General features: G+C 72.3%; 22 protein-coding genes and 1 pseudogene. 9 read left to right on the plus strand and 14 right to left on the minus strand.

What is annotated here, in order from left to right:
- Positions 1–92: 92 nt before the first annotated feature.
- Entirely contained in the window at positions 93–665 is a 573-nt protein-coding gene (locus V6V89_RS00005) for an HAD family acid phosphatase (RefSeq protein WP_334616730.1), read from the minus strand.
- A gap of 82 nt (positions 666–747) precedes the next feature.
- On the minus strand, positions 748–909 hold the full coding sequence (locus V6V89_RS00010; RefSeq protein WP_334616731.1) for a GNAT family N-acetyltransferase: 162 nt from the start codon (positions 907–909) through the stop codon (positions 748–750).
- Between the two features lie 173 nt (positions 910–1082).
- Here V6V89_RS00010 and V6V89_RS00015 point away from each other — a divergent pair, with 173 nt between their 5' ends.
- The 3 genes from V6V89_RS00015 to V6V89_RS00025 all read left to right on the plus strand — a co-directional run bounded on the left by V6V89_RS00015 (position 1083) and on the right by V6V89_RS00025 (position 2595).
- Positions 1083–1517: a DUF1707 SHOCT-like domain-containing protein gene (locus V6V89_RS00015; RefSeq protein ID WP_334616732.1), complete on the plus strand. Its 435-nt coding sequence runs from the start codon at positions 1083–1085 to the stop codon at positions 1515–1517.
- Positions 1496–1813: a hypothetical protein gene (locus tag V6V89_RS00020; RefSeq protein WP_334616733.1), complete on the plus strand. Its 318-nt coding sequence runs from the start codon at positions 1496–1498 to the stop codon at positions 1811–1813. Before V6V89_RS00015 ends, V6V89_RS00020 begins: the two co-directional genes overlap by 22 nt.
- Positions 1814–1947: 134 nt before the next feature.
- Positions 1948–2595, plus strand: a complete 648-nt coding sequence (locus V6V89_RS00025) for a hypothetical protein (protein WP_334616734.1) — start codon at positions 1948–1950, stop codon at positions 2593–2595.
- Here V6V89_RS00025 and V6V89_RS00030 read toward each other — a convergent pair.
- On the minus strand, positions 2584–3150 hold the full coding sequence (locus V6V89_RS00030; protein ID WP_334616735.1) for a hypothetical protein: 567 nt from the start codon (positions 3148–3150) through the stop codon (positions 2584–2586). The two genes, V6V89_RS00025 and V6V89_RS00030, sit on opposite strands and share 12 nt — an antisense overlap.
- A 141-nt stretch (positions 3151–3291) precedes the next feature.
- Here V6V89_RS00030 and V6V89_RS00035 point away from each other — a divergent pair, with 141 nt between their 5' ends.
- Complete coding sequence (locus V6V89_RS00035) at positions 3292–4437, plus strand: ATP-binding protein (protein WP_334616736.1); 1146 nt, start codon at positions 3292–3294, stop codon at positions 4435–4437.
- A 119-nt stretch (positions 4438–4556) separates the two neighbouring features.
- Here V6V89_RS00035 and V6V89_RS00040 read toward each other — a convergent pair whose 3' ends face one another.
- A complete protein-coding gene (locus V6V89_RS00040; protein WP_334616737.1) occupies positions 4557–5180 on the minus strand; it encodes a response regulator transcription factor in 624 nt (207 codons plus the stop codon).
- A 681-nt stretch (positions 5181–5861) separates the two neighbouring features.
- On the minus strand, positions 5862–9533 hold the full coding sequence (locus V6V89_RS00045) for an AfsR/SARP family transcriptional regulator (RefSeq protein WP_334616738.1): 3672 nt from the start codon (positions 9531–9533) through the stop codon (positions 5862–5864).
- Positions 9534–9717: 184 nt separating this feature from the next.
- Between V6V89_RS00045 and V6V89_RS00050 the strand changes: the two genes are divergently transcribed.
- The gene (locus V6V89_RS00050) at positions 9718–11964 is read left to right on the plus strand and encodes an ATP-binding protein (protein ID WP_334616739.1); all 2247 of its coding nucleotides are present in this window, start codon (positions 9718–9720) and stop codon (positions 11962–11964) included.
- Positions 11965–11994: 30 nt separating this feature from the next.
- On the opposite strand, the gene V6V89_RS00055 is transcribed toward V6V89_RS00050, so the two are convergent.
- The 3 genes from V6V89_RS00055 to V6V89_RS00065 form a co-directional block, all read right to left on the minus strand.
- Positions 11995–13347 carry an alginate lyase family protein gene (locus V6V89_RS00055; protein ID WP_334616740.1) on the minus strand — a complete coding sequence of 451 codons (1353 nt, stop codon included), beginning with the start codon at positions 13345–13347 and terminating at the stop codon, positions 11995–11997.
- A gap of 78 nt (positions 13348–13425) precedes the next feature.
- The gene (locus tag V6V89_RS00060; RefSeq protein WP_334616741.1) at positions 13426–14595 is read right to left on the minus strand and encodes a CPBP family intramembrane glutamic endopeptidase; all 1170 of its coding nucleotides are present in this window, start codon (positions 14593–14595) and stop codon (positions 13426–13428) included.
- Positions 14596–14616: 21 nt separating this feature from the next.
- Positions 14617–14883 carry a dihydrofolate reductase family protein gene (locus tag V6V89_RS00065; protein WP_334617195.1) on the minus strand — a complete coding sequence of 89 codons (267 nt, stop codon included), beginning with the start codon at positions 14881–14883 and terminating at the stop codon, positions 14617–14619.
- 26 nt (positions 14884–14909) lie between these two features.
- Between V6V89_RS00065 and V6V89_RS00070 the strand changes: the two are divergent.
- Both V6V89_RS00070 and V6V89_RS00075 read left to right on the plus strand, forming a co-directional pair.
- Positions 14910–15320 (plus strand): annotated as a pseudogene (locus V6V89_RS00070) (AAA family ATPase); the annotation flags it as partial.
- 1018 nt (positions 15321–16338) lie between these two features.
- Positions 16339–17649 carry a helix-turn-helix transcriptional regulator gene (locus V6V89_RS00075; RefSeq protein ID WP_334616742.1) on the plus strand — a complete coding sequence of 437 codons (1311 nt, stop codon included), beginning with the start codon at positions 16339–16341 and terminating at the stop codon, positions 17647–17649.
- Positions 17650–17667: 18 nt separating this feature from the next.
- On the opposite strand, the gene V6V89_RS00080 is transcribed toward V6V89_RS00075, so the two are convergent.
- Positions 17668–18582: an SMP-30/gluconolactonase/LRE family protein gene (locus V6V89_RS00080; protein WP_334616743.1), complete on the minus strand. Its 915-nt coding sequence runs from the start codon at positions 18580–18582 to the stop codon at positions 17668–17670.
- 72 nt (positions 18583–18654) lie between these two features.
- The gene (locus tag V6V89_RS00085) at positions 18655–19050 is read right to left on the minus strand and encodes a VOC family protein (RefSeq protein ID WP_334616744.1); all 396 of its coding nucleotides are present in this window, start codon (positions 19048–19050) and stop codon (positions 18655–18657) included.
- A 125-nt stretch (positions 19051–19175) separates the two neighbouring features.
- On the opposite strand from V6V89_RS00085, the gene V6V89_RS00090 reads away from it, so the two are divergent.
- Positions 19176–20072 (plus strand): alpha/beta hydrolase family esterase, encoded by an 897-nt coding sequence (locus V6V89_RS00090; protein WP_334616745.1) that lies wholly within the window; start codon positions 19176–19178, stop codon positions 20070–20072.
- 190 nt (positions 20073–20262) lie between these two features.
- On the opposite strand, the gene V6V89_RS00095 is transcribed toward V6V89_RS00090, so the two are convergent.
- Both V6V89_RS00095 and V6V89_RS00100 read right to left on the minus strand, forming a co-directional pair.
- Positions 20263–21552 (minus strand): SPFH domain-containing protein, encoded by a 1290-nt coding sequence (locus V6V89_RS00095; RefSeq protein WP_334616746.1) that lies wholly within the window; start codon positions 21550–21552, stop codon positions 20263–20265.
- Complete coding sequence (locus V6V89_RS00100) at positions 21549–23159, minus strand: SPFH domain-containing protein (protein WP_334616747.1); 1611 nt, start codon at positions 23157–23159, stop codon at positions 21549–21551. Before V6V89_RS00100 ends, V6V89_RS00095 begins: the two co-directional genes overlap by 4 nt.
- A 475-nt stretch (positions 23160–23634) precedes the next feature.
- On the opposite strand from V6V89_RS00100, the gene V6V89_RS00105 reads away from it, so the two are divergent.
- Complete coding sequence (locus V6V89_RS00105) at positions 23635–23898, plus strand: hypothetical protein (protein WP_334616748.1); 264 nt, start codon at positions 23635–23637, stop codon at positions 23896–23898.
- A 145-nt stretch (positions 23899–24043) separates the two neighbouring features.
- Here V6V89_RS00105 and V6V89_RS00110 read toward each other — a convergent pair whose 3' ends face one another.
- Both V6V89_RS00110 and V6V89_RS00115 read right to left on the minus strand, forming a co-directional pair.
- Complete coding sequence (locus tag V6V89_RS00110) at positions 24044–25015, minus strand: ABC transporter substrate-binding protein (RefSeq protein ID WP_334616749.1); 972 nt, start codon at positions 25013–25015, stop codon at positions 24044–24046.
- Positions 25016–25049: 34 nt separating this feature from the next.
- A complete protein-coding gene (locus V6V89_RS00115) occupies positions 25050–26051 on the minus strand; it encodes an ABC transporter permease (protein WP_334616750.1) in 1002 nt (333 codons plus the stop codon).
- Position 26052 lies beyond the last annotated feature (1 nt).

Consider the following 26052-nt stretch of genomic DNA (forward strand, 5'->3'; position numbering starts at 1 on the left):
AGCGACGCCACCACGAGTTTCACCCACCTGCGGGTGGCCCGAAGGGCCAGGGTTTCTTGATCGACGCTACGGGGGACGACACGCCCACCGCGCTACGAGAGTTGGCCGTTGTAGTCGGGGAGTTTGAAGGTGCGCTCGGCGTGGCCGCCCACGAGGTCGGTGTCGTTGTTGCCGATATTCGCCACGATCGTGTAGCCGCGCTGCTCGATGGCGGTCCGGGCGCTGGTCTTCAGGCTCTGGACGGGCCGGAAGTCGAACGTGGGCCGCGTGTACAGCCCGTCGACCGGATACTCGGCCTCGTCCAGGTTGTACTCCGTCCAGGGCTCGATGATCTCCGGCCGGTTGGTTACGAAGAACACCGCCGCACCGGCCGCCTTGGCCTGCCGCGCGACCTCCAGGATCGGCGTGGTCGCCGGGAGGAGCAGTCTGTCCGAGTACTCGTCGACGAGCGCGGTGTTGTCGATGTCCAGCACGATCGCGGCGCGTACGCGGGGATCGGGTAGGCGCGTGGCCAGGTACGACTCGGCGGTGTCGGCGACCACCGTGACGTCCGCGATCCACGTCTCGTACGACGGCAGGGCCGCGGCTTGGGCGGCGGTGGCGGGCGTCACCAGGGTCAGGATCGCGGCGACGACCACCGCGCCACGGCGAAGTCCAGAGCGCATCACATGTCCCCTCTCCACACTCAGAAAAGCGAGTGTTTCTCATTATTGGCGGGAACGTGCTCGCTGTCGATGAGCGGGCCGATCAGATTTCGCCGCGCGGCACGCTGTAGAGCAGCGTGTCGTCCCACGCGCCGTCACGGAACGCGTGGCCGCGCATGACGCCCTCACGCTGGAAGCCGACCTTCTCCAGCGAACGCTGCTCGGCGATGTTCGCCACGTCGATGGCGGCCTCGATCCGGTGCACCTGCGCGTGCGCGAACTGGTAGGGGCCCGCGACATCGGGCTCCGAGAGAAAACCGCTCGATCACCTTCAGATCGCCTCGGGCACCGACCGCAGCTCGACCTCGTCGCCCATCACGCCACACGGTAGCCGCCCGCCAGTACCATCCTCAGCCATCCGACTACTCCCGCGATCCGGTGCGGCGCGGGCCAGCGGCCCTGCTGGCGCGCGCCTTCGCCGCCGGAAGACTCGATCACGCGGAGTACGAGGATCGCCTGACGGCCACCCGCGACGATGGCCGGCTGGGCGTGGCCGAGTACGCCGAGCGCGCGCAGCGAGCAGCCGAGGCGAAGACAGACGAGGAACTCGCCGGGCTGGTCGCCAACCTGCGGCGGCCTTCGTCCGCGCGTACCGGACGGCGCGAGGCCCGCGCGTCGGCGCAGGACCGACAGGACACCGCCGACGGGCTCAAGCAGGCGCTCCATGACGGGCAGCTCGACCTGGACGAGTTTGACGAGCGGGTACGCGCCGCTCACGGCGCCCACACGCTGGCCGACCTGGCGCTCCGGTGCGAACGTCCTCCCTGCCGGAGTCCTCCACTGTGGATGTCGTGGACCGCCTCAGCGACCTGACCCGCTGGGGCAAGGTCGACACGCTGGGGCGCCGGGATCGACCGGCCTCCGCGCCGGTCGAGGCGCTGCTGACCAAACGAGTGTGGCGTGCCGGCATGCTGCTGCTGTGGGGGTTGCCCGCGGCCGCGTTGGTGGCGCTGTGCGCGGCGGGCCAGGGTGCGCTGGTGCTCGTCGGCGCCGCCGTGCCGTTCCTCATGCTCGGCGCGCTCTACACCGAGGCGACGGTGCGCCGTGAGATCCTGCGCCGTGAGGGCCGGATACCGGGCTTTACCCGCCGGGTACACCCGGCCGGATGACGATAGCTAGATCCATTGGCGCAGATCTATATTAGCTGTTAGCCTGGCGCCCCGTAAGGCACCGACGCCGCCCGTCCCGACACGGGGGTGGAAGGGTCGGGCAGCGCGACGAACCTCTCGCAGGGAGTCCGCTCGTGTCACATCAACGCCGGCTACGCCTCACCCTCGTCATCGCGGGCGCCGTCCTAGCGGCGGTCGCGTCTACACAGGTAGGTCCGGCCTTCGCCACCGGAATCGCGAACACCGGTACATCCCCGTCCCCATCACCGACGAAACTGTCCCCGTCTCCGACGAAGGTCTCCCCCTCGCCGACCAAGGTCTCGCCGTCTCCGACCAAGATCTCACCGTCTCCGACCAAGGCCTCACCATCGCCCACGAAACCACCCAACAAGCCACCGGTCTGCACCGCGGTGACGGTCAGTCCTGACACGCTGTGGCCGCCGAACCACAAGTTCGTCGTGGTCACGCTCGCCGGCGCCACCGACCCGGACGGCGACAAGACCACCCTCACCGTCACCGGCGTCACACAGGACGAGCCGCTCGACGGCCTGGGCGACGGCGACACCGCACCCGACGCGGTACGGGTAACCGGCCGCTCCGACCAGGTACAGCTACGCGCCGAGCGCAGCGGCACCGGCGACGGCCGGGTCTACCGGATCTCCTTCACGGTCTCCGACGGCAAGGACAGCTGCACAGGCACCGTGTACGTAGCCGTGCCACATGACCAGTCCGGTGACCCAGCGGTCGACACCTCCTCCGTCGTGGTCAACTCATTCGGATAGCCCTCGCATCGATAAATCGGGGCCGGCGGCGCGCAAGCACCGCCGGCCGCGGGTCTGAACTTCACCACCAACAGCTACTCGGTCTCGTTCAGCTGATCCTCGCCGCCACCAACCCGCGGGCTGGCGGTCGGGGTCGTCGACGGGCTCGGGCCCGGTGACGGCAAGGTGGTTCGCTCGGGGTGCGGCCCGGTGGGCGCCGGCTGCGTCGGCCGGGCCGTGGCCCGAGTGGTGATGTCCGGTGACGGCACGACCGGCGCGGGCGGCGCCGGTTCGGGTGCCGCGGCGTTGCCGACGTCGGTCCGGCCAAGGTGGGCCGCCGGCGGGAACGTACCCCCGCTCCCCCGCGTAGTAGCCGCGCACCGCGCCCGTCGACGGCTGCACGGCCACGGCCGCCGCGCCCGGTGTGGAGGTCGCCCGGTCAGCGGCGCTCACGGCGGCGCGGGACTGTGCCACGAGCTCGCGCTGTACGCCCGCGTCGATCGTGGTGACGACGCGCAGCCCGCTCGTATGCAGCTGCTGCGCGGTGACGCCGAGCAGGCTCAGCTCATGCTCCACCCTGGCGACGACGGCGCCGGTCGGCCCTCCCACGCCTGGCCAACGAGCGGCACCGCCGGCGTTGACGGCCGTGTCATGCTGTCGACACCGACATCGATCGGGGTCCTCCCAACGAGGGCTTGATTTCGGGAGAATCGACGAGTGCCGCTAGAGCAGGATCAAGGCGCCGCCGTCGAGCGGGCCCGCCGCGGGGTGCGGGCGTGGGTGCGCAGTGCCGGGCGGCAGGCGGGCCGCACCACGCCCTACACCGTCCTGGCCCTGCTCGTGGCGGCCGCCGTCGCACCGGTCGCCGCCGTGACGCTGGGCGCCAGCGCGGCGTACACGGCGCTGCTCGGGCAGATCGGCGCGATGGGCGCGGGGCACTTCGGCGCGATGCTGTCCGAGACCGCCAACCGCTTGCGGCGCCGCACACCGCAGCCGTCCGACGAGCAGTGGCGAGAGGCGGTCGCGGAGGCGCTGGCGCCGTTGCTCGCCGCCAACGACGAGCGGGCGCATGCGCTGCGCGCCGAGGTGGGCCAGGTGCTGCGCGGCGTCGACGCGGTCGCGGTGGCCTTCGCCGAGTCCGGTGAGGACAGCCAGGAGCTGCGGCAACAGCTTGCCGCGGCGGTGGCGGTGCTCGGCGTCGAGATCGACGAGCTGCGGTGGATGGTCCGCGACGCGGTGACGGCGCTCGACGGACTCCAGGAGGACGTCGCGGTACAGAACAGCGTGCACCGCGAGCAGGTCGACCTGACCCGCCGGGTGTACGTCGCCGTCACGCAGCTGCGGCAGGAGGTGCTGCGCGCACCGGTCGTCGCCACCTCCGAGACGCTGGCCCTGCCGTCCACCGTCGACGTGCCCCCCGACCCGCTGGCTGCTTCGCCGTTCCCCGGCCTGGCCAGCTTCCAGCCCGAAGACGAGGAGTGGTTCTTCGGGCGGGACAGGTCCACAGCGGAGCTGCTGGCCCGCCTGGCCGAGCAGGTGACGGGAGGCGCGCCACTCGTCGTCACCGGTGCCTCCGGCGTCGGCAAGTCCTCCTTGGTACGCGCCGGCCTGTTGCCGGCTGTGGCGCGCGGCGGGCTGCCGGTGGCCGGTTCGCAGTCGTGGCCGTGGCTGCTCATGACGCCCGGCGCGAAACCCTTGACGGAGCTGGCCGCGCGCACGGCGGCGCTCGCCGGCTCGGCAGACAAGCACATGCGCACGGAGACGCGCGACATCGCCGAGGCGATACGTTTCCTCGAAGAGTTCCTCGCTGGAGCGGAAACCTGGAGACGCCGTCATGTATGGCAACCGTTGACACCGCAGTAGCGCACTGCGGCACGACCGGGACCTCGCCTTATTGCTGTCACTCTAGGTAGCGCCGCTGCTCGACGTCCACATCGCCTCCCAGTCGCCCCTCTGACCCTCACCACCGGCCGATGGTGAGGTCAGGGCTGGAACTTGTAGCCGACGCCGCGCACGGTGAGCAGGTGGCGAGGCCGTGCCGGCTCGGGCTCGATCCTGCCGCGCAGGCGTTTGACGTGCGTGTCGACCGTTTTGCTGTCACCCACATAGGACGGTGACCACACCCGGTCGATCAACTGGCGGCGTGTCAACACCCGGCCGGAGTTGCGCACCAGCAGCTGCAGCAACTCGAACTCCTTCAACGGCAGCGTGACGGCACGGTCGCGGACGGACACGGTGTGCCGGTCCAGGTCCGTCCGGACCGGCCCTGCGACCAGCGTCGTATCCGCAGGTGCCGGCGCTGCCGCACGCCGCCGCCGCATCACGGCCCGGACGCGGGCCAGCAGTTCCCGTGGCGAGTACGGCTTGGTGACGTAGTCGTCGGCGCCTACCTCGAAGCCGACCACTTTGTCAATTTCGCTGTCACGGTCCGTCACCATGATGATCGGGACCTCGGACCTGTTCCGCATCTCGCGGCACACCTCGGTGCCCGGGATCTCGGCCAGGACCGCGTCGAGCAGCACCAGGTCGGCGCCGGTCGTACCGAACAGGTCCAGGCCGCACGCACCGGTCGGCGCCACCGACACCTCGAACCGTTCATGGCACACCTTGTTCTTAACCTCTGACGCTGGGCGCCGTTCGCATGATCCTTTGTGGACTCGGCGTGTCGGCGAAACAGTGGACGGTCACCGTCTGATGATCCTTCGGTTTCCTGCAAGGACGCGAAGAACAGGACGGTGGCCGTACGGGTGAGCACGACGCGGCGGCGTCGGGTCATGCCGGTTTGCCAGGACGGACGCGCAGGAACAACGCCGCGATGACGACCGAACCAGCCGCGCCGAGCAGGCTGCCGATGCCGATCGGTCGTCTACCGCGTACGAGGCGGCGGCGGTGACGAGCACCCCGCCGGAGAAGCAGTAGGCGGCCAGGAGCGCCGAGACGGCGATCCGTCCTGGCAATGCGGCGGCGACGAGCAGCGCCGCGCAGAGGATCAGGTCCGGGACGAGGAAGAGGTTGTCGGCGTGCCACAAGTCCGTGGGGAACAGGAACCCGAACTACGCACCGCGATCTCCGAACTGCCCGGCGCGCTACCCGACGACGCCCTGCCCGTCACTGGGTCCGCTGACCAGTTCGCATATGGGCTCCGGCTACTTATCGCCGGCGTCCGAGCCGAAGCGGCAAGCCGTGGCTCGGGCGGCGGCCTCAGCGGACGGGGTAGTAGTTGGCGGCAAACGCGATCATGAAGTCACCGTAGAGCGGCCGGCTCTCACCGGCGTGACAGCTGCCTTTCAGTCATCGGTGCGGGACCGGTGCGCGGCCTGGCGGAGCGTCAGCGCGGTGCGCGCCTCGGCCAGCCGCCGCCCCGCCTCCCGATGAGTGCGCAACGCCGCCGTGGCGTCTTCGACGGCCTGCCGCACCCGCCCGAGCCCGAGGGCGGAAAGCGCCCGGGCCTGGCGGGCGTCGGCGACCGCGATCGGCGAGCCGGCCCGCTCGGCGATCGCGAGAGCCTGCTCGGCGTGACGGTGGGCGGTCTCGTACTCGCGCTGCTCGCAGTGCGCCTCCGCGAGGGCGAGCTCCACGTCCAGGTGGCCGCGGTAGTACCCACCCTGGCCGGCCAGCCGGCGCGCGGCGTCGAGCCGGACTATCGCGTGGGCCACCCGGCCCGCGCGCAGGTCGACGACCGCCAGGCGGGTGTCGGCGACGGCTCGCAGGCGGCCCTCGCCGAGCGCCACGGCGAGGGCCAGCGCGTCGGTCAGCGCCGCCGTCGCCTCCGCGTACCGGCCGGCCTCGCCGTGCACGACACCGATCTCCAGCAGCGCCGCGGCCTCTTGATGGCGCGACCCGCTCTCCCGAGCGATGGCCAGCGACCGGTCGAGCAGCTCCAGCGCCTCGTCGAGGCGGCCCTGCTCGCGGCGGATGATGCCGAGGTTCTCCAGCGCGATCGCCGCGCCGTGGCGCTGGCCGTTCTCGTACAGCAGCGGCAGCGCCTGCTCGTGGAAGTGCGCCGCCCGGGTGAGCTCGCCGAGCTCCTGATGGACGGCGGCGAGGTTGTTGAGGCTGGCCGCCTCGCCGTGCCGGTGGCCGATCCGCCGGTCGAGGGCCAGCGACTCCTGCAGCCGGTCGATCGCCTCCCGCGGCTGGCCCATGGTGATCAGGGTGACGGCGAGGCTGCGCAGCACGGACGCCTCGCCCTGCTCCCACGGGATCCGGCGGTACAGGTCGAGCGCCCGCTCGTACTCCGAAAGGGAGGTCCGGTAGTCGGCCATGCGCCAACGGGCGAGCCCCAGGCAGAACCGCATCGCCGCCTCGGCCCGCGCGTCGCCGTGCTGGCAGGCGGCGGCGAGCCCGCGCTCGGTGACCGCCAGCCACTGCGACGCGGTCCCGCGCAGGTACATGGGGCCGCGCAGCGCGTCGGCAAGGTGCCAGGCCGCGTCGGCGGGGCCGCAGCGGGCCGCGTACTCGACCGCGGCGGTCAAATTGTCCCACTCGGCGGTGGTCCACGCCGTCGCCTCGGCCGCGTCACCCAGCGCGATCTGCGGCACGCCCGGCACCGGCGGCGGCCGCGTCAGCAGCACGGTCGGCGAAAGCATCACGGCGGCGGCGCGATCGGTGGCGGACACGTAGTGGTCAAGCAGGCGCCGCACGGCGGCGGCACGCTCCGCGGGCGGGTCCTCCTCGGCTGCCAGCTCGACGCCGTACTCCCCCAGCAGGTCGTGGCTGCTGAACCGGCCGGGAGTGCGGTCGCGGACCAGGTGCACGCGGGCGAGCGTGTCGAGCAGGCGGCCGGCGTCCGCCACGGAGGTCGCCGCCAGTGCGGCGGCCGCCGCACTGGTCAGCCCGGCGGGGCTCGGCACGAGGCTGAGCAGCCGGAACAGGCGGCGCGCCGGCTCCGGCAGGGCACGGTACGACAGGTCGAACGCGCCGCGCACGGTCGCCCGGTGGTCGCCCGCGAACTGGAGCCCGTCCATCCGGCCGTGCCGCAACTCGTCGACGTGCTGGCGGATGGTGTGGTGCTCCCGGTCCGACAGCCGCGCACTGGCGATCCGTAGCGCCAGCGGCAGGTACCCGCACAGCCGGGCGAGCTCCTCGGCGGCGTCCAGCTCGGCGTCGAGCTGCGCGGCGCCGGCCTGCCGGAGTACGTCGATCGCGGCATCCGGCGCCAGCACGTCGAGCGTGACGCGGCGCGCCCCGTCCAGCGCGACGAGGCCGCCGAGCCGGTCACGGCTGGTGGCAAGGACGAGGCAGCCCGGCTCACCGGGCAGCAGCGGGCGGACCTGCTCGGGGTCGGCGACGTCGTCGAGCACCACCAGGATCCGCCGCCCCGCGACGAGGGACCGGTAGCGGGCCACCTGCCGTTCCAGGTCGACCGGGATGTCACCGGCCGGCACCCCGAGGCCGTACAGCAGCTGCGGCAGCGCCTCGGCCGCGGACGCCGGCGGCCCGTGGTCGAACCCGCGCATCTTCAGGAAGAGCTGGCCGTCCGGGAAGTCCCGAGCCCAGCGGTGCGCACACTCGGTGACCAGCGCGGTCTTGCCGACCCCCGCGGTGCCGACCACGAGCAGCAGGCGGTCGGGTCCGGCGCGGAGCTCCTCCAGCGCCGCGAGCTCCGCGCCGCGCCCCACGACCCGGCCGGACGCGGCCGGCAGCGAACGCGGCGCCGGGCTCGCGGCCGGCGCAGGCTCGCCGGCGAGGTCGCGCAGGCGCTGGCGGCGCTCCGCGGCCGCCGACCGCAGCCCCTCCAAACGGGCGGCCTCCGCGGTGGCGAAGGAGCCTCGGGTACCGGCCAGAGCCGCACCGCCCCACAGCGCGAGCGCCTCGTCGTAGTGGGTGAGCGCGACGCCCGGCCGCCCATCCCTCGCCGCCTGCTCGGCCTGGTCGACGTGGCGCTGGAAGACCTCCAGGTCGAGCTGGCCGGGCTCCAGCCGCAGCCGGTAGCCCGATCGGTCGGTGGTGATCAGCCGAGGCGAGCCCAGCGCTTTGCGCAGCGCGGCGACCAGCGTGCGGACACGCGCCTCGTACGCGGCCGGCAGCGGCTCGCCCCACAGCGCCGCGGCCAGGCAGCCGGCCGTCATCGGGTGGTGCGCGTTGAGCAGCAGCACGGCCAGCAGCGCCCGCTGCAACGGGCTGAGCCGCACCGGCTGGTGGCCGGCCAGCGCCTCGACGGGCCCCAGCAGGCGGAACCGCACCGCCGACGCCGGCTCGTCCGCAGTGGACACTTCCACTCGGCCGGCATCCGGCGAGGCCTCACTCAGCAGCAGGTCCTGGTGCAGCCGTTGCAGCTCGGATCCGGGAAGCACGCCGAGGTGCTCCCGAAAGCGCCGGTACGCGTCGCGGTACTCGCGCAGCGCGTCGACCCGGCGGCCGGCCCGGTCCAGGCACACCATCAGCTGGTGGATGAAGCGCTCCCGGAAGGGGAACTCGACCACCAGGCTGCGCAGGTCGCCGACCAGGTCGGCGGCCTGGCCCCGGTCGATGAGCAGGTCGCTTCGCCGCTCCACGGCGAGTAGCCGCAGCTCGGTCAGGCGGGTCCGCTCGGCGTGCACGGCGTCGGTCGTCGGGATGTCGGCCAGAGCGGGGCCTTCCCAGAGCGCCAGCGCGGTGCCGAGGCGGCGTTCGGCGTCGGCACTGGACATCCGCTCGACACCCGCGACCAGGTCTTCGAACCAGAGCGCGTCGACCGAGGCCCGGTCGACCTCCCACACGTAGGCGCCGGTCAGCGTGCGGATGGGCGGCATGCCGGCGAGGTTGCGGCGCAGCCGGCTCACGTGGGTGCGGATGGCCGCCTCGGGACTGTCGGGCAGGTGGTCGTCCCACAGCCAGGCCGCGATCTGCCCGGTCGTCACCGCACGACCGGCATGGAGTGCCAGGCCAGCCAGAAGGGCGCGCGGTCGTGGCTGGAGCGGCTCGGCCGGGCCGGCACCGAGGCCGAACGTCCCCAGCAACCGCACGGTGACGTCCACGCGCAAAGCCTAGTAGCGCCAACTCCCTACACCGTAGGTGAGGTCCGGCGGATCACCGGCCCCCGTGTCCCGGAGATCCGCCGGACGCCACCTAGGATTCATCCTGGCGAATGCTGGTGCCCCAGACCAGGAACGGCACCGGTACTTTGGCGGTACTTGGTGCCGCAGGGGTGGGAGGCCCGGGGTGTTCGGTCGGCTGCTGCGCGGGCATCGCCGCCGGCACGGCTGGACCCAGGAGGACATGGCCGCCAAGGCGGGGCTGAGCGTCCGGGCGATCGGCAAGCTGGAAGCCGGCCGGATCGCGGCGCCCCGGCCGCAGACCGTCAACCTGCTCGCCGCGGCGCTCGGTCTGACCGGCGCCGACCGCGACGAGTTCCTCGCCGCCGCCACGCTGAGCGTCGACCAGCCGCCGGCCGCCGGCGCACCCGCGCAGTTGCCGCCCGACGTCAGCGCGTTCGCCGGGCGGGAGGCGCAGCTGGCAAGGCTCGACGCGCTGCTCGACGGCCCGACCGGCCGGGCCGTCGCCGTCGCCGTGCTGTCCGGCACCCCGGGCGTCGGCAAGACCGCCCTCGCGATCCACTGGGCACACCGCGCCGCCCGTCACTTCCCCGACGGCCAGCTCTATGTCAACCTGCGCGGGTTCGACCCGGGCGGGCGGCTGACGCCACCGACCGAGGCGGTGCGCGGCTTGCTCGACGCGCTGGGCGTGCCGCCCGACGCCGTCCCGGCCGGTCTCGACAGCCAGGTCGGCCTGTACCGCAGCAGGGTCGCCGGCAAGCGGATGCTGATCGTCCTGGACAACGCCCGCGACGCCGACCAGATCCGGCCGCTCCTGCCCGGTACCCCATCCGCGGTCGTGGTGGTGACCAGCCGCGACCGCCTCACGGGCCTGGTCGCCGGCGTCGGCGCCGAGCCGGTCATGCTCGACCCGCTCTCCACGGTGGAGTCCCGCGACCTGCTCGCCCAGCGACTCGGCCCCGACCAGGTCGCCGGCGATCCCGACGCGGTCAGTCGGATCATCGCCGCCTGCGCGCGGCTGCCGCTCGCGCTGACGATCGCGGCGGCGCGGGTGCGGCAGTCCGGGTTCGCGCTGCACGACGTCGCCGACGAGCTGAACGAGGCCGGGCAGCGCCTGGACGTCCTGGACACCGCCGACCGGACCAGCCAGGTGCGCGCGGTGTTCTCCTGGTCGTACGCGTCGCTCAGCCCGCCCGCGGCGCGGTTGTTCCGCCTGCTAGGCCTGCACCCCGGGCCAGAGGTGTCGGTGCCCGCGGCGGCGAGCCTCGCCGGCCACCCGCCGTCCGCGATCCGTCCCCTGCTGCTGGAGCTGGTCCAGGCGAACCTGCTGGCCGAGCAGGCACCCGGCCGGTACGTCCGGCACGACCTGCTGGGCGTCTACGCCGCCGAGCGGTGCCGGGTCGAGGACGGCGACGGCGAGCGCGCCACCGCCGTACGGCGGATGCTCGACCACTACACGCACAGCGCGTACCACGCCGACCGGGTCGTGTACCCGCTGCGCGACCCCATACGGCTCGCGCTCGACCCGCCAGCGCCGGGCACCACCCCGGAGCGGCCGGCCAGCGAGGACCAGGCGCTGGCCTGGTTCGACACCGAGCACGCCGTGCTGCTCGCCGTACAGCGCCGGGCCGCCGAGGACGGCTTCGACGTGCCGGTGTTGCAGCTCGCGTGGGCGCTGCGCACGTTCCATGTCTACCGTGGACACCGGGCCGCGATGGCCACGGTGTGGCGGACCGCCATCCCCGCCGCGCGGCGGATCGGGCGGCTGGACGAGGAGGCCGAGGCGCACCGCTGCGTCGGCCTCGCCGCCACCTACGTCGACGACCACGCCGAGGCGCTCGCGAACTACCAGCGCGCGCTGCGGCTGTTCGCCGAGGCGGGCGACGATGTCGGCCAGGGCTACACCCACCAGAGCCTCGCGCTGCTGGGCGAGCGCCGCGACGACCCGCGGGGCGCGCTGCACCACGCCGAGCGAGCGGTCGCCGGCTTCCGGTCCGGCGGCCACGACCGCGGACGGGCCAAGGCGCTCAACGCGGTCGGCTGGTACCACGCCCTGCTGGGCGAGCACGACCAGGCGCTCGTCCACTGTGAGCAGGCGCTGGCGCTGCTGGAGCGGTTCGCCGACCCGTACGGGCAGGCGCACACCTGGGACAGCCTCGGGTACATCCACCACCGCGCGGGCCACGCCGACCGGGCCGTCGAGTGCTACCAGCGGGCGGTCGCGCTGTTCGACGAGGTCGGCGACCGCGGCGATGGCGCGCTGACCCTGGTACGCCTCGGCGACTCGCACGAGGCCGCGGGCGACCGGGAGGCGGCCGTGGCGGCGTGGCGGCAGGCCCTGGACGTCTTCACCGCCCTTGGCCACCCCGAAGCCACCGCCGTGGCCGCCAAGCTCGCACTCCCCCCGCCCTGACCCCCCGTACCCCGCGCGGCGGCGGGTCTCTTAGCGGGTGTAGGCCAAGGTGCCGAAGCCGAGGGCGTCGTAGCCGCCGCTGTTGGGGCCGTAGTCTCCGCCGCCGCCCTCCGGGCCAACGCGCCTGGCGTACGCCTCGATGCTGGGCACGCGCAGGCCCTGCCGCACCCCGTAGTGGTTGTAGAGCAGCGCCCACACCGGTGTGTTGATGCCCCGGCCGGCCTCCGACACCACGGTCTGCTCCCGCCCCGCGCAGTTCTGGCCGGTGCCCCACCGGTACGTCGTGAACGGCACCTGCTGGCCCAGGTTGTACCGGGCGACGTACTCCGCGGTCTTCATGAAGCGGTTGTCGGCGTACCCGAAAAGGTCGTGCCCCTGGTTCCACGCCATCTGGCAGATCGCGCCCAGCTGGCCTATACCCATCAGGGTGTGCCCCTGGTCGCGCCCGCTCTCCTGCCACTGGCCGAGCCCACCGGGGTGCAGGAACGGCACCGCGTGCATGATGGAGCCGTTGCCGGCGCCTGTCTTGACATAGGTGACGGCCTGGTCGATCTTCTTCTGGTCGTCGCAGAAGATGCCGATGGCGAGCACGGACGCCACCGTGCACAGGTCCCAGTTGGCCCAGTAGTTCGTGATGCAGGCGCCGTTGTGCTTGGCGAGGAACTGGTTGTTGATCGGGTAGAAGACGCCGGTCAGCATCGCCGCGAAACGCTCCTGGGCGAAGCCGGGATACCCCCGCATGATCTCGCCGGCGTTGGCCAGCTGCCACCCCTGCAAACCCGCGAGCAGGAACCGGTCGGCGTTGCCAGCGAGCGCCTTCAACGTGGCCGACCACGCGTTCAGGATGTCGCGCGCCTTGTCGCCGTGCTCCTGGCTGCCGGCGATCTTCCAGCGCAGGGCGTTCTGGTACGCGGCGGCCGCGTCCTTGAACAGCAGCGCGTAGTTCTGCCCGGTGCCGCCCCGGACGACGGTCGCCACCGGACGCGGCTGGTATCCGCTCTGCGCGTGCGGGTTGGCGACGAGGCGGTCCCAGCCGGCCTTCCACGGCTGCGCGCCGGCCTTCACCTTGGCGGCCATGCGGTCGAAGTCGGCCTTGGTATGCAGCGCGCCCGGGTGGTTGATGCCCGCGCGCCTGGTGGCTGAGACCGTGGGCGTGAGCGATGACGACGGGGATGGGAACGGGGATGGGGATGGAGAGGGCCCGGGCGTAGCGGGAGCGGATGTGGTCGGCGGGCGCCGTAGGAACGCACCCGGCCGCCCGTCACGCATGCCCGCGAGCGCGGCGGCCGACCCGCCCACCACGCTCAACGTGCCCGCGCCGAGCACCGCCGCCGTCAGCAGCCGCCGCCGGTTGATCGCCTTGCCGTCCTTCTGCGATGACACTCCGTGATCTCCTTGATCTCTGTGTCCACCCGCATAGGAGGCGGCGCTGGCATCGCGCCGATAACGCTTTTCCGATTCCTACCCGATGACGAGTGCCATCACGATCGCGACCACCACCACGCTCTGGGCGGAGTGGATCGCGATGCCCATCCACGCGCTGCGGAACCGGCGGGTCGGGTAGGCGAACAGCAGCCCCGCTATCACCGCGCCGGGAATCGACCACGGCATGTGCACGTGGTACAGCCCGAACAGCACGCCGTTGGCCACCCAGTCCGCGCGGCCGAAGGCGCCCCTCATCCGGGGCAGCAGCAGGCCGCGGAAGAGCAACTCCTCACCCACGACCGTGTTCGCCAACTGCCCGAGAACCACCAGCGCCAGCAGCCCCCACGCGCCAGGCAGCGCCTCCCGTGCCGCATCGGAGGTGAGGAACTCGCCGAAGCTGTGCCCGCTCGGCGCCGGCAACTCGACCGGCAGGACCTGGAGCACTCCGTACGCCACGAGGAACGGGACGAGCCACCACCAGAGCCTGCCCCGGCGCCGGCCGGCCCGGTCGACCGGTGCCCGCAGCCACAGCGCGTCCCGCACTCGCAGGTCCGGGGCGGCGCGGCGCTCCCACGCCACCAGCGCGAGCGCGAGTACCCCCTGCCACAGCAGTCCGGCGACCTCCACCGCGAACAGCGCCAGCGGAAATCGGGGGCTCGACGGCGAGCCCACCGCCGGCGCGACCACCCAGGCCAGCAGCGCCATCGGGGCCGCGGCGGCAACCCAGATCCCCAGCACGGTGCGGCGCCGGTACTGCCTCACCCGCCCACCGTGACACACGTGGGCCGGGCCCGCAGGCAACGGACGCCGTGCGGGTGTGAGCTCGGCGTCCAGGACGCGCACCAGCGCCGCCACGGCCGCGCCGGCTGGCCCGACGCCGTCGTCCAGCACGAGCACCAGCCCGCTGCCCTGCCGGGCCATGAGCCGCGCCGCGATTGTGGCGCCGATGCACGCCGAGGCGAGCCGCGCCACGACCGGGCGCACGACGTCGGCCACGGTGGCGTCGACCAGCCGGACGCCGTCGACGTCTTCGCGGACCGGCACGACGACAGCGATGTCGACTCCGCCGGCCGCGGCGGCCACGCCGTCCATCTCCGCCTGGACAGAGGCCTCGTCCAGCAGGTCGCCGGCAGCGCGGTACACCCGCACGCCGGCGCCCTCCAGCGTCGCGGCCCAGGCGCCAGCGGCTTCACCGGTTCCGTGCACGACCGCCGTGTGCCGCATCGGTCAGCGGCGGTCGTAGCGCAGCGCGATCGCGCCGCCGGGAAACGTGGTCAGCGAGCCGGTCTGCCACTTCGACGCCGGCAGGTCGTCGGAGAACAGCCGCAGCTCGTCACCGCCGATGACGGCCGGCACGATGGTCAGCCGCAGCTCGTCGACCAGCTCGGCGCGCAGCAGTGCCTGGATGACGCTGATGCTGGCCAGGACGATGATGTGACCGCCGCCGGCGGCCTTGAGCGCGCGTACCTCGTCCGCCGGCTCCCGCTCGGCGATCCGGGAGTTCTCCCAGGTCGTCGCGCGTGCCGCGGGGGCGCGCCGCGGAGCAGGCGACCGTCGAGGCGCTGCTGGCCGGGGCGGCCGGTGGCGCCAGCGCCGCCCTGGTCGTACGCGGTGAGCCGGGCATCGGCAAGACCGCCCTGCTCGACGACGCGGCGGCCCGCGCCGCGGCCATGGGCGGCTTGCGGGTGCTGCGCGCCGCCGGGGTCGAGTCGGAGGCGCGGCTGCCGTTCGCGGGCCTGCACCTGGTGCTCGGCCCGGCCCTTGACGGCCTGCCGGCGCTGCCCCGGCCGCAGCGGCACGCCCTGTCGGCGGCGCTCGGGCTGGCGGAGGCCGAGCGGGCCCGCGACCGGTTCGTCGTGGGTGCCGCGGTGCTGTCCCTGCTGGCCGAGGCGGCGCCCCTGCTGTGCCTGGTCGACGACGCGCACTGGCTGGATCGCGAGTCGGCCGAGGCGCTGCTGTTCGCCGCGCGCCGGCTGGCCCGGGAGGGCGTCGTCATGCTGTTCGCCGCCCGCGACCACCCCGTGCCGTTCGGGCAGGCGGAGCTGCCCGAGCTGCGGCTGGCCGGGCTCGACGCCGCCAGCGCCGCCGCGCTCCTCGACGACGGCGGCGCCGCGCTGAGCCCCGCCGAGCGCGACCGGCTGATCGCCGAGACGGGCGGCAACCCGCTGGCGCTGCGGGAGCTGCCATCCCTGGCCGCGAACCGCCGCTCGCAGCTCGACCCGCTGCCGTTGACCAGCCGTGTACTCGACGCGTACCACGGCCAGGTCCGGGCGCTGCCCGCCCGGACGCAGACCCCGCTGCTCCTGGCGGGCGCCGACGACGCGGCGGACCTGGCCTTGCTGGTTCGGGCGGGCGCGCGGGTCGGCGCCGGCCTCGACGACGTGCGACCGGCGGAGGTGGCCGGGCTCGTGGCGGCGCGCGGTCACAGCCTCGCCTTCCGGCACCCGCTGGTGCGGGCCGCCGCCTACCAGGGCGCGCCGCTGACCGACCGGATCGCCGCGCACGCGGCCTGGGCGGCCGCGCACGGAGAGCGCGGCGACGCCGACCGGCGCGCTTGGCACCTGGCCGCCGCCGCGCTCGGCCCCGACGAGGCGGTCGCCCGTGAGTTGGAGCAGGCGGCCGCACGGGCGACGGGGCGGGCCGGTCACGCGGCCGCGACCGCGGCCTACGAACGGGCCGCCCAGCTCAGCGAGGACCCCGCTGACGCCGTACGCCGGCAGGTGCTGGCGTGCGAGGCGGCGGTCGCGGGCGGCCAGCTGCCCTGGGCCGCCGCGCGGGCACGCCGGGTGGCCGCCGACGTGACCGACCCCCGGCTGCGGGCGCGGCTGACCGAGGTGCGGGCAGCGGCCGGCTTCGCCCAGGGGGGAACTGCGCGACGCGTACACGCTGCTGACGGGCGACGCGACGCTGGTGTCCCGGACGGCGCCCGAGCGCGGGTTCTGGATGCTCATGCGGGCCTTTCACGCGGTGTGGGCCGCGCCGACCGACCGGCCGCTGATGCTCGACGCCGTCAACCGGTTCGACGCCCTCGACCTCGACCCCGGCGGCGCCCTGGCGGCGCTGCGCACGCTCGTGCGCTGGTGCGCCGCGACCGGCCTCGGCCTCTCCGTGGCGGGGCTGCCGCCGGTCGACGAGGTCCTGCCGCGCGCGGTCGCCGCCGGGCGCGAGCTCGGCCCGCAGGCGCTGGTCGAGGTGGCCAGCCGGGCGCTGGTACTCGGCCGCGAGAGCGTCACCGCGGAGGTGGCCGCCGAGCTTGTCGCACGGGCCCGCGAGGAGGGCACCGTGGGCGCGCTGCCCGCAGGGCTCGGGTTCCTGACCATGGCGCAGGCGCTGCTCGGCCGGCACCGCGACGCCCGCGTCAGCGGGGCCGAGGCGGCGCGGATCGCCCGCGACACCGGCCAGCCGCTGTGGGTCAGTTACGCCGCCGGCGCCCTGGCGTACGTGGCCGCAGCCGAGGGAGACGAGCGGGAGTGCCGTGCCCGCGTCGCCGATGCCCTGCTGGAGGGCGACGCCGATGCGCCGGCCGCGTCGCTGGCCGGTGCGACGACCGCGCAGACCGCGCTGGCCTTGCTGGACCTCGGGCACGGCCGCGTCCAGGCGGCGTTCGACCGCCTGCTGGGCGTCGCCCGCGGCCCCACCGGCCACCAGAGCGCGGTTGTCCGATGTGTACCGGACCTCGTCGAGGCGGCCGTGCGCCTGGGCCGGGCCGGCGAGGTCGCGGAGCCGCTCGCCGCGTACACGGTCTGGGGTCGCACCCTGCGCCAGCCGTGGATCGACGCGCTGCTGGCCCGCTGCCAGGCCCTGATCGCACCCGACGAGCAGGCCGAGCAGCACTACAAGGACGCGCTGGCGCGGCACGACGAGCTCGCGCGCCCGTTCGAGCGGGCCCGCACGGAGTTGCTCTACGGCGAGTGGCTGCGGCGGGTCCGGCGGCGAATCGACGCGCGCGGCCACCTCGAAGCGGCCCAGCGGGCCTTTCGGGCCATAGGGTGTACGCCGTGGGCCGACCGGGCCGGCGCGGAGCTGGGCGCGACCGGCGCGAGCGCGAGTGCCCGCTCCGATGTGGAGCTTGCTGCCGCGCTCACGCCGCAGGAACTTCAGATCAGCCGGCTGGCCGCACAGGGACTGTCCAATCGCGATATCGCCGCCCAGCTCTACCTGAGCCCGCGGACGGTCGCGTACCACCTTTACAAGGCGTACCCGAAACTCGGCATCGCCTCGCGCGGCGAGCTGGCCGGTGTGCTGCGCCCCGCGCGCTGAGCGCGGGGCGCAGCCTGGCTACGCGTCGACGACGACCACCTCGTACGTGGGCGAGGTCGGCGGGAAGCCGGTGTCGAAGTGCGCGTTGACCGCCGCGAGCCGGTGGCCGAAGAGCGCCGCCGTCGTCGGGATGGCGAAGTGCGGGCTGGTGATGACCTTCTTGAGCGTGCCCTCGCTCAGGTCGCCGCTGAGCTGGAACCGTGAGATCTGGTTGTTGAAGTTCTGCACCGCCCACAGTCGACGGCCATCGAGCACGATGCCGTCCACATTGGGCACCTCGACGCCCTCGATCACCGCGCTGGCGCCGGTCACCGGGTCGACCGTGAAGATCCGCGCCGCGGCCGAGTGCGCGACGAGCAGGGTACGGCCGTCCGCCGTGGCCGCGATGCCGTTCAGGTTGAACTCGCCGCTGGTGTCGGCGGCCGGGCCGGTGAGGGTAAGCGTGCGCAGCGGACCCGGCTTGCCGTATCCGTCGACCGGCACGAAGAACAGCTTCCCCTGCGCGGAGTCCGTGAACCACGCGCCGCGGCGGGTGACCGCCACGTCGTTGATGAGGGTGCCGTTCGGGATCTGGTACGTGGCCACGGTCGCGCCGGTCCGCAGGTGGTACACGTACGCCTGGCCGGTGGCCCCGCCCGCGACGAAGAGCAGGTTGTGGCGGAGGTCGGCTCTCAGGCCGACCGCGTTCCGGCCCGCCGGCGCGTCGATGAAGAGCTCCGCGGTGCCGCGCCGGACATCGCCGCGGAAGATGTCACCGGCGAACAGGTCACCGGCGTAGAACGTCGATCCGGCGCCCGCGGCGATGCCCTCGGCAGAGGTGGCGCCCGGCAGCACGATGACCTTGTCTGCTCTGGGCTCCGCGGTGGCCGGTGCCGCGCCAACGCCGAGCATTCCCAGCGCGAGCAGCGGCACAGCCAGCCGTTTCAAAATCATGTTAGGCAATTTCCCTCCTATCGGCGGTCTCTGCCCGATTGTGCCGTATCGGCGCCGCGTTCCGGATCGCTTCTAGGATTCCGACGTTGCGAAGAACTCGATGGCGATGTTGTCGGGGTCCTTGGCGTTGAGGTGCGCGCCGAGCTGGTCCTCGACGATCGCCGAGTGCAGCACGCCCTGCTCGTCCAGGCGCCGCCGCCAGTCCTCCAACTCCGCGCGTGACTCGACGTGGATGCCGATGTGGTCGAGCCCGACGCGCGCGGGGTCGAACTCGTCCTTATCGTCGGTCGCCTGATGGGTGCGGAACCCGACCATGAGCACCGGCCCCGCGCACACCGCGAGCGGCCCGGTCTCGTCGCTGGCGGACACGAGCGTCTGCCCGTCCAGCAAGCGGTTGTAGAAGTCGGCGCTGCGCCCGACGTCGGTGACCGTCAGCATGATGTGCCCGATTCCCTGCGCCGATGGCATAGAGAACACCTCCCGACTAAAGGTGACAAAGTACCAAAATCGACGCTACGCTCGGGCGGCCTGGCTGTCCATGTCCGCATGGACGGCAGCGGAAGCGATCAATCGAAGCATGTAGCGTCGCTGGTATGACGGCTCGACGAGGGCTCCTCGCGGCGCTGGTCCTGTGCCTGCTCGCGGCGTGCGGCGACACGCGAGACGAGCCCGAGCCCGCCACCACCGTCACGCTGACCGTCGACGACCGACCGTTCCGGTTGTACGTGCCCGGCGGGTACGACTCCGCGCGTGAGGCACCCCTCGTCGTGGTGCTGCACGGCTTCGAGACCGACGCCGCGATGCAGGAGAACTACTTCAAGCTCACCGCCGAGTCCGAACGCTGGGGATTCCTGTACGCGATGCCGGAAGGCACCAAGAACCGGGCCGGCGACCGGTTCTGGAACGCGGCCGACGCGTGCTGCGACTTCGACCGCAGCGGGGTCGACGACTCGGGATACCTTCGCAAGGTGATCGACGCGGTCGAGCGGGCATACGCGATCGACGACCGGCGGGTCTACATCATCGGGTTCTCCAACGGCGGGTACATGGCGCACCGGATGGCCTGCGAGCATTCGACCAAGATCGCCGCGATCGTCTCGCTGGCCGGAGCCGCGACCAACGACCCGTCGCGGTGCACACCCCGTCGGGCGGTCAGCGTCCTGCAGATCCACGGCACCGCCGACCGGATCGTCCGCTACGAGGGCGGCCAGAACACGACCGGGTCGTACCCCTCGGTGGCCGAAACGATCGGCCTCTGGCGGCGCCTGAACGGCTGCACCGACCAGGCCGACACGTCCAACCCACCCGTCGACCTCGACTCCGGCCTGCCCGGCGCCGAGACGGTGGTGACGGCCTACGCCACAGGGTGCCGGGACGGCACGCGTGTGGAGCTGTGGTCCATCAAGGACGGTGGCCACATTCCCGCGCTCACGGGCGACTTCGGACCCGCCGTGGTCGACTTCATGCTCGCCCGCGTCGCTCCGGCTTAGGCCACGCCGTGCAGGCGGGCGTCGTCAAGGTGAACCGCCCTACCAGCGGCCTGGACCTGAACGTGCCGTTCGGCCGCGTGAAGGACTCGTCCACCAACACGTTCCGCGAGCAGGGCAGCGTGGCACCGACTTCTACACCTGGACGAAGGCGCCGTCTACATCGAGGCCCGGCCGCGATGTAGACGGCGCCTTACTGCTGCGCGCCGGTCGTGCCGGTGGTGCCGGCGGGCAACTGTGGCAGCAGTTGCGCCGCGAGCAATGTGGACAGTGCTGACGTGTCACCGCTCCCGCTGTCGGTACGGACCACGACCGGCTGCGGGGCCTTCTCCGCCAGCGCCGCTCCGACGTCGAGGCGGCGCAGGGCCAACTCGTACTGGAGCACCGCGCGGTTGTCGCGGTACGCCTGAGCGAGATGCCGCTGGGCGCGGGCCTCGTTCTCGGCCGCGATGAGGCCACTGCGTCCACGGGTCTCGATCTCGAACCGTACCCGCTGGGCGTTGGTCTCCTGCTGCTCAAGCAACTGGGCCACCTGCTCGCGCGCCTGGTTCAGCGCGGCCTTCACCTCGACGAAGCGCGCGTCGCGCACCTTCTTCGCCCGCTCGATGTCCATCTGGAGGCTGTCGATGCGGCGCTTGCGGGTCAGGCCCCACTCCTGCTCGTAGGCGGCGTGCTCCTTGGCGACACGCTCGCGCGTCGCGAGGTGCTGCTGGTACTGCGCGGGCAGTTGCACGTCGGGAATGTTGCAGCCGGTGATGCGCACCCCGTAACGGGACAGTTGGCGGTTGAGCAACTCCTGCATGTCGGCGACGTCCGAGCCGCGCAGGTCGTACGCCCGCTCGGTCTGCACCCGGCGGGCCCGCTGCCGGATCGCGTCCTGCACGGCGCTGGACAGCACCAGGTCGAAGTTGCCGGCGCCGATGGTGCGCACGAACAGCACCGCGTCGGTGATGCGCAGCTTCAGGAAGAACTCGATCGAGCGTAGCGGCACATTTTCCCGGGTCGGGCACGCCATGACCGGTGCCGAGTACGGGATCTCGGTCGCCACGTCCACCACGAAGGCCACCCGGGACCACGGATGCCACAGATAGTGACGGCCGGGATCAAGCGTGCGGGTGACCGCTCCATAGCGGGTCAGGACGCCGTGCGTACCCTGTTCGATCTCCACGATCGAGGAACGCCACCACCACAGCGCCCCGATCAGCAGCAGGAAGCCGCCGAAGGTGTAGCTGAGCGCGGCCATCGCGGTGGCGGCGGCGCCGAGCGCGCCGTCCGAATCCCGCACGCTGAACATCACGCCGGTCAGCACGGCGAGCAGGCCGAGCCACAGCGGCAGCATCCACCACACCCTGCGCCGGTGACGGGGAATGATGACCGGTATCAGGGTGCCCGCGTCGCCGCCCCGCAGGAGGCGAGCGATGTCACTCCACGGCGCCACCGACTCCGAGATGACGGACCTGTATCCCATGCGTGGGTTGCTCACCGTGCGGCCTCCTTCGACTCGCCGGCCGCGCCGTCCGAAGCGGCCGAGACGGTCGGTCTCTCGGCCGCCAACAGATTCCTGATGTCCGCCTCTCGTTCGGCGATGCGCTGGGAGAGCTCCGCGAGCCGGGTACGCACGGCGGCCATGTCGGCCTCGGTGAACAGGTCGACGCCCCGCTCCCCCACCAGCTCCTGAGCGAGCCGGAGCAGGTCAACCCCTACGGCGCCGTCGTCCGAGCCGCCGATCCGGATCAGCCGCGGTAGGTGGTCGGCCACCTCCTCCAGCGTGTCCAGCACCGCCCGCTGGTAGCGGAACTCCAGGATCTCCGGCGCTTCCGCGGCGCTCACCGCGCGAATGTCCAGAGCCTGCGCCTCCAGCAGCGCCGCGTTGGCGCGGGCCTCCGACTCCGCCATCACGTACCGCTCAGCCGCCAGCGCCTTGGCCCGGTTGGTCTCGCGCTCCACAGCCGTGTCCATCTGAGCCTGGTACTGGGCGATCTCGGCCTGGATCGCGGTGAGCGCCTCGTGCAGCGTCGCCAGCTCCTTGGTCAGGTCGCCCTCGTCCTGCTCCTTGCGCAGCTGCAGCGCGTACTCGTGGGTGTACGCCTCCTTGGCCACCCGCACCATCTCCGGTGCGGCCAGGTCCATCCGGTACCGCCGGTCGGAGGGCTCGGCGTGCGTGATGTTCGCGTTGGTCAGCTCCACCGCCGGCTGGAACTGCTGGTTGAGCTGATCGAGCAGCCGGCCGGTGTCCTCGCCCACCATGTTGTAGATCTCGGCGGCCTCCTGCTCATAGATGAGGCTCCGGATCGTCTCACTGACCGCGTTGCTCAACTTCTCCTCGAAGCCGCGCACTGCGCCCAGCGTGTACACGAACTCCACCGGGTCGCTGATCCGGAACTGGATGAACAGATCGATCGACGCCTTGACGCCGCTCTTGGTCGGCGCTTCACGCACCGGCGCGTTGAACGGGTACTCGCGCGTGGTGTTGAGGATGTACGACACCCGCTTCCACGGGTTGAGCAGGATCACCCGGCCCGACCCGACCACCTGCTCCAGTTTCCCGAAACGGGTGATCAGAGCCTGGCAGCCGTCGGGAACCATCACCATCCCCTGCCGCCACCACACGAAGCCGACCGCGAGCAGCGCCAGCACCCAGTAATGGACACCGAAGAACGGGTTGGTCAACACGCTGCCATCGCTGGCGGCCGCGACCACGACGGTGCCCAGGGCGCCGACCACGAGCAGCAGCGACACCGGAAGCATGCTCACGAGGGATCGGCCGCGCGGGATGACCATCGGACAGATGACGTGCACCTGCTCGCCGTCCACGCGTCGCTGTTCGCTGGTGCCCAGCGCCTCGCCGGCGTCGTCGAGCGGTACGGCGCGCTGCTCCATGACCGTGTCGACGCTGCCACCGAGGTCCCGGGCCGCCGGAAAGTCGACCGGGTCCATCCCGCCGTCCTGCGGCGCGGAGCCCTCGCCGGACGGCCTGTCGCCCGTAAGCCCCGCTCGCCTCCGCATCCCCTCCCTGACCATCGCCTGCGGATCGGCCCCCTCGGCCACGGCCTGGGCGACTCTCCGTAGTCCCTGCTGCACGCGCGCCACGCTGCACTCCCTAACCTTGTCAGGCTCGCAAACATTAGACCGCAGCCGCGCCACAGCCGGGACATCGGCACCGGCCCGCCCGCCGGCAGGGTGGCCGGGGGTTCCCGGTCCTTGGCGGGGCATGGCACGATCTTCGCCGTGCCCCTCACCCACCCCGCGCCATGACTGAGGCCGCTGCGGGCCTGGGGACCGGTCCTGGTCCTCTCCGTGGTGGTGATCGTGGCGGCCGTGGTCATCGCTGCCGGGCTGCGGGCGTCGCCGAGCTCGCCCGCCCGACCGGTACTGGTCTCGAGCGGCTCGTGGGCGCCGTACGTCGGCCCCGACCTGCCCGGCGGCGGGCCGGTCACGACGCTCGTCACCGAGTTGCTGCGGCGGGCGGGGTACGCCCCCGAGGTCAGCTACACGTCGTGGGCGCTCGCCGAGAGCCAGGTGGCTTCCGGCGCCAGCGTCGCGGTGTTTCACGCTGACCCCGGGCGTGCAGAGCGGGCTGGTCGAGCTGCGCGACCGCGACGGCGCGCCGGTGCTGCTGGCGCCCCAGGGCACGCGGGCGAGGGTGCTGGCCTGGCCCGCGGAGTTCGTCGGCGCCGCCAGCGAGCCCCTCGGCCGCATCCTCGTACAGGTGAAGGTCACCACCGGTCCGGCGCAGGGACGGGCGTTCGCGTTCGGGGTCTGGGCCGGCGTCGGCGTGATACTGCTGGGCATGGCCGTGCTCGGCATCCGCCGGATGCGCCCGCGCTGACCGGCGATGTGCGGTGGCGCGGGCCCGCGTGTACGCCATCTGCGCCCGCCGACGCCGCTGGAAGGCGCACCAAGGGGTCCAGCTGTCCGGTGCGGGTCCTCGACCGTGTCGAGGGCCCGCCCGTCCAGCGGTTCCGGGTGATGGGTTACTTGTAGAGGACCGCCTGGATCTCCGGCGAGTCGATGTTCGTCTTGTCGTACCAGTAGAAGCCGGTGTCGATGGTCTTCGGCAGGGTCTGGCCATTGATGGCCTCGACCGCCGCCTTCACCACAGCGGCGCCCATGCCGACCGGGTTCTGCGTGATGGCGCCCGCCTCGGTGCCGTTCTTGATGGCGTCGATCTGGGCCTGACCGGAGTCGAAGCCGACGACCACGACGCCCGACTTGCCGGCCTCCTCGATGCCCTTGATCACGCCGATGGCCGAACCCTCGTTGGCACCGTAGATCCCCTTGATGTCGGGGTTGGCGCGCAGGATCGACTTGGTGATGTCGGCCGACTTGGCCTGGTCACCGCCGCCGTACTGGGCCGGCAGCACCTGGATGCCCGGCGCGTTGGTCTTCATCCAGTCCAGGAAGCCGTCGCGCCGGTCCCGGCCGGTGACGCTGGTCTGGTCGTGCACGACGAGGGCCACCTTGCCTGAGCCGCCGATCAGCTCGGACAGGTGCTTGGCCGCCTCGCCGGCGGCCGCCTTGTTGTCGGTCGCGGCGGTGGTCAGCGGTACGTCACTGTCCACACCGGAGTCGAAGGCGATCACCGGGATGTTGGCCGACTTCGCCTGCTCCATCAGCGGCGCGGCGGCCTTGCTGTCGAGCGCGGCGAAGCCGATGGCGTCCGGCTTCTTGGCCAGCGCGTTGGTGAGCATCGTCGTCTGCGCCTCGATGTCGGCCTCGGTGGCGGGGCCCTCGAACGTGATGCGTACGCCCTGCTTGGCCGCCTCGTCCTCCGCGCCCTTCTTCACCGCCTGCCAGAACTGGTGCTGGAAGCCCTTGGAGACGATGGCGATGTACTTCTGGTCGCCGCCGCTGCCGGTGCCACCGTCACCGTCGTCTCCACATCCGGAGGCGACGAGCGCGAGAGCGGCGACGGCAATGGTTGCGAGAATTCGATTTCTTTTCATGGTGGGTGCTCCCTTGTATCCGTGGGTCGTCACGTCAGGCTTCCTTCTTGCGCACCATGTCGGCATAGACCGCCACGAGGATGACCAGGCCGAGGATGACGTTCTGCCACTCCTGGGGGATGGACATGATCTGGAGGCCGTTGTTGAGGACCGAGATGATGAGGGCGCCGATCACGGTGCCGATGATCGAGCCCTTGCCGCCAGCCAGCGAGGTGCCGCCGATGACGACGGCCGCGATGGCCTGGAGTTCGTAGCCCATGCCGGTGGCCGGCTGGGCCGAGCCGAGACGCGCAGAGATCATCACGCCGGCGAGGCCGGTGAACAGGCCGGCCAGCGTGTAGATGACGATCTTCCAGCGCCGCACGTCGATGCCGGAAAGCGCGGTCGCGGCCTCGTTGCTGCCGATGGAGTACGTGTACCGGCCGAGCAGGGTCTTGCTCAGCAGGAAGCCGGCGATCACCGCGGCCACGACCAGCACCAGGACGGCGTTGGGGATGTTCAGCGCGGGGATCAGCTCACCGGTCGAGATCTTGATGTAGCCGGGATTGTCGGTGAAGTAGATCGGCGTGCTGTTGGAGATCACCAGGGCGAGGCCCTGCGCCACCAGCATCATGGCCAGGGTGGCGATGAACGGCGGCAGCTTGAACACCGCGACGTTGACGCCGTTGACCAGGCCGATCAGGCCGCCGAACATGATGGCGAGCGGCATGCCGAGGATGACGGGCAGGCCCGCCTCGACGATGAACACACCGGACATGACCGCGCACAGCGCCATGCCGGTGCCGATCGACAGGTCGATGCCGCCGGTGATGATGACGAACGTCGTACCCAGCGCGAGCGTGCCGATCACGACGGTGCTGAACAGGATGTTGATGACGTTGGAGTACGTCGGGAAGGCGGAGTTCGCGATCGAGAAGAACGTGAAGATCACGATGAGGCTCGCGAACGCCAGCAGCTGCTGGAGGCGGTTCTTGGCGGCGGCGATCCAGGTGGCCCGGTCGGTGGCGCCTTCCGCGCGGGAGAGCAGGGACGTCATC

The organism is Micromonospora sp. CPCC 206061 (assembly GCF_036906915.1).
In the GTDB taxonomy this organism is placed as follows: Bacteria; Actinomycetota; Actinomycetes; order Mycobacteriales; family Micromonosporaceae; genus Phytohabitans.

Bases quoted from the DNA above. Each gene is read 5' to 3' on its own strand.
- V6V89_RS00005 (WP_334616730.1), bottom strand. From the start codon at position 665: ATGCGCTCTGGACTTCGCCGTGGCGCGGTGGTCGTCGCCGCGATCCTG.
- V6V89_RS00075 (WP_334616742.1), top strand. From the start codon at position 16,339: ATGCGGGCCTTTCACGCGGTGTGGGCCGCGCCGACCGACCGGCCGCTG.
- V6V89_RS00080 (WP_334616743.1), bottom strand. From the start codon at position 18,582: ATGATTTTGAAACGGCTGGCTGTGCCGCTGCTCGCGCTGGGAATGCTC.
- V6V89_RS00085 (WP_334616744.1), bottom strand. From the start codon at position 19,050: ATGCCATCGGCGCAGGGAATCGGGCACATCATGCTGACGGTCACCGAC.
- V6V89_RS00090 (WP_334616745.1), top strand. From the start codon at position 19,176: ATGACGGCTCGACGAGGGCTCCTCGCGGCGCTGGTCCTGTGCCTGCTC.
- V6V89_RS00110 (WP_334616749.1), bottom strand. From the start codon at position 25,015: ATGAAAAGAAATCGAATTCTCGCAACCATTGCCGTCGCCGCTCTCGCG.
- V6V89_RS00115 (WP_334616750.1), bottom strand. From the start codon at position 26,051: ATGACGTCCCTGCTCTCCCGCGCGGAAGGCGCCACCGACCGGGCCACC.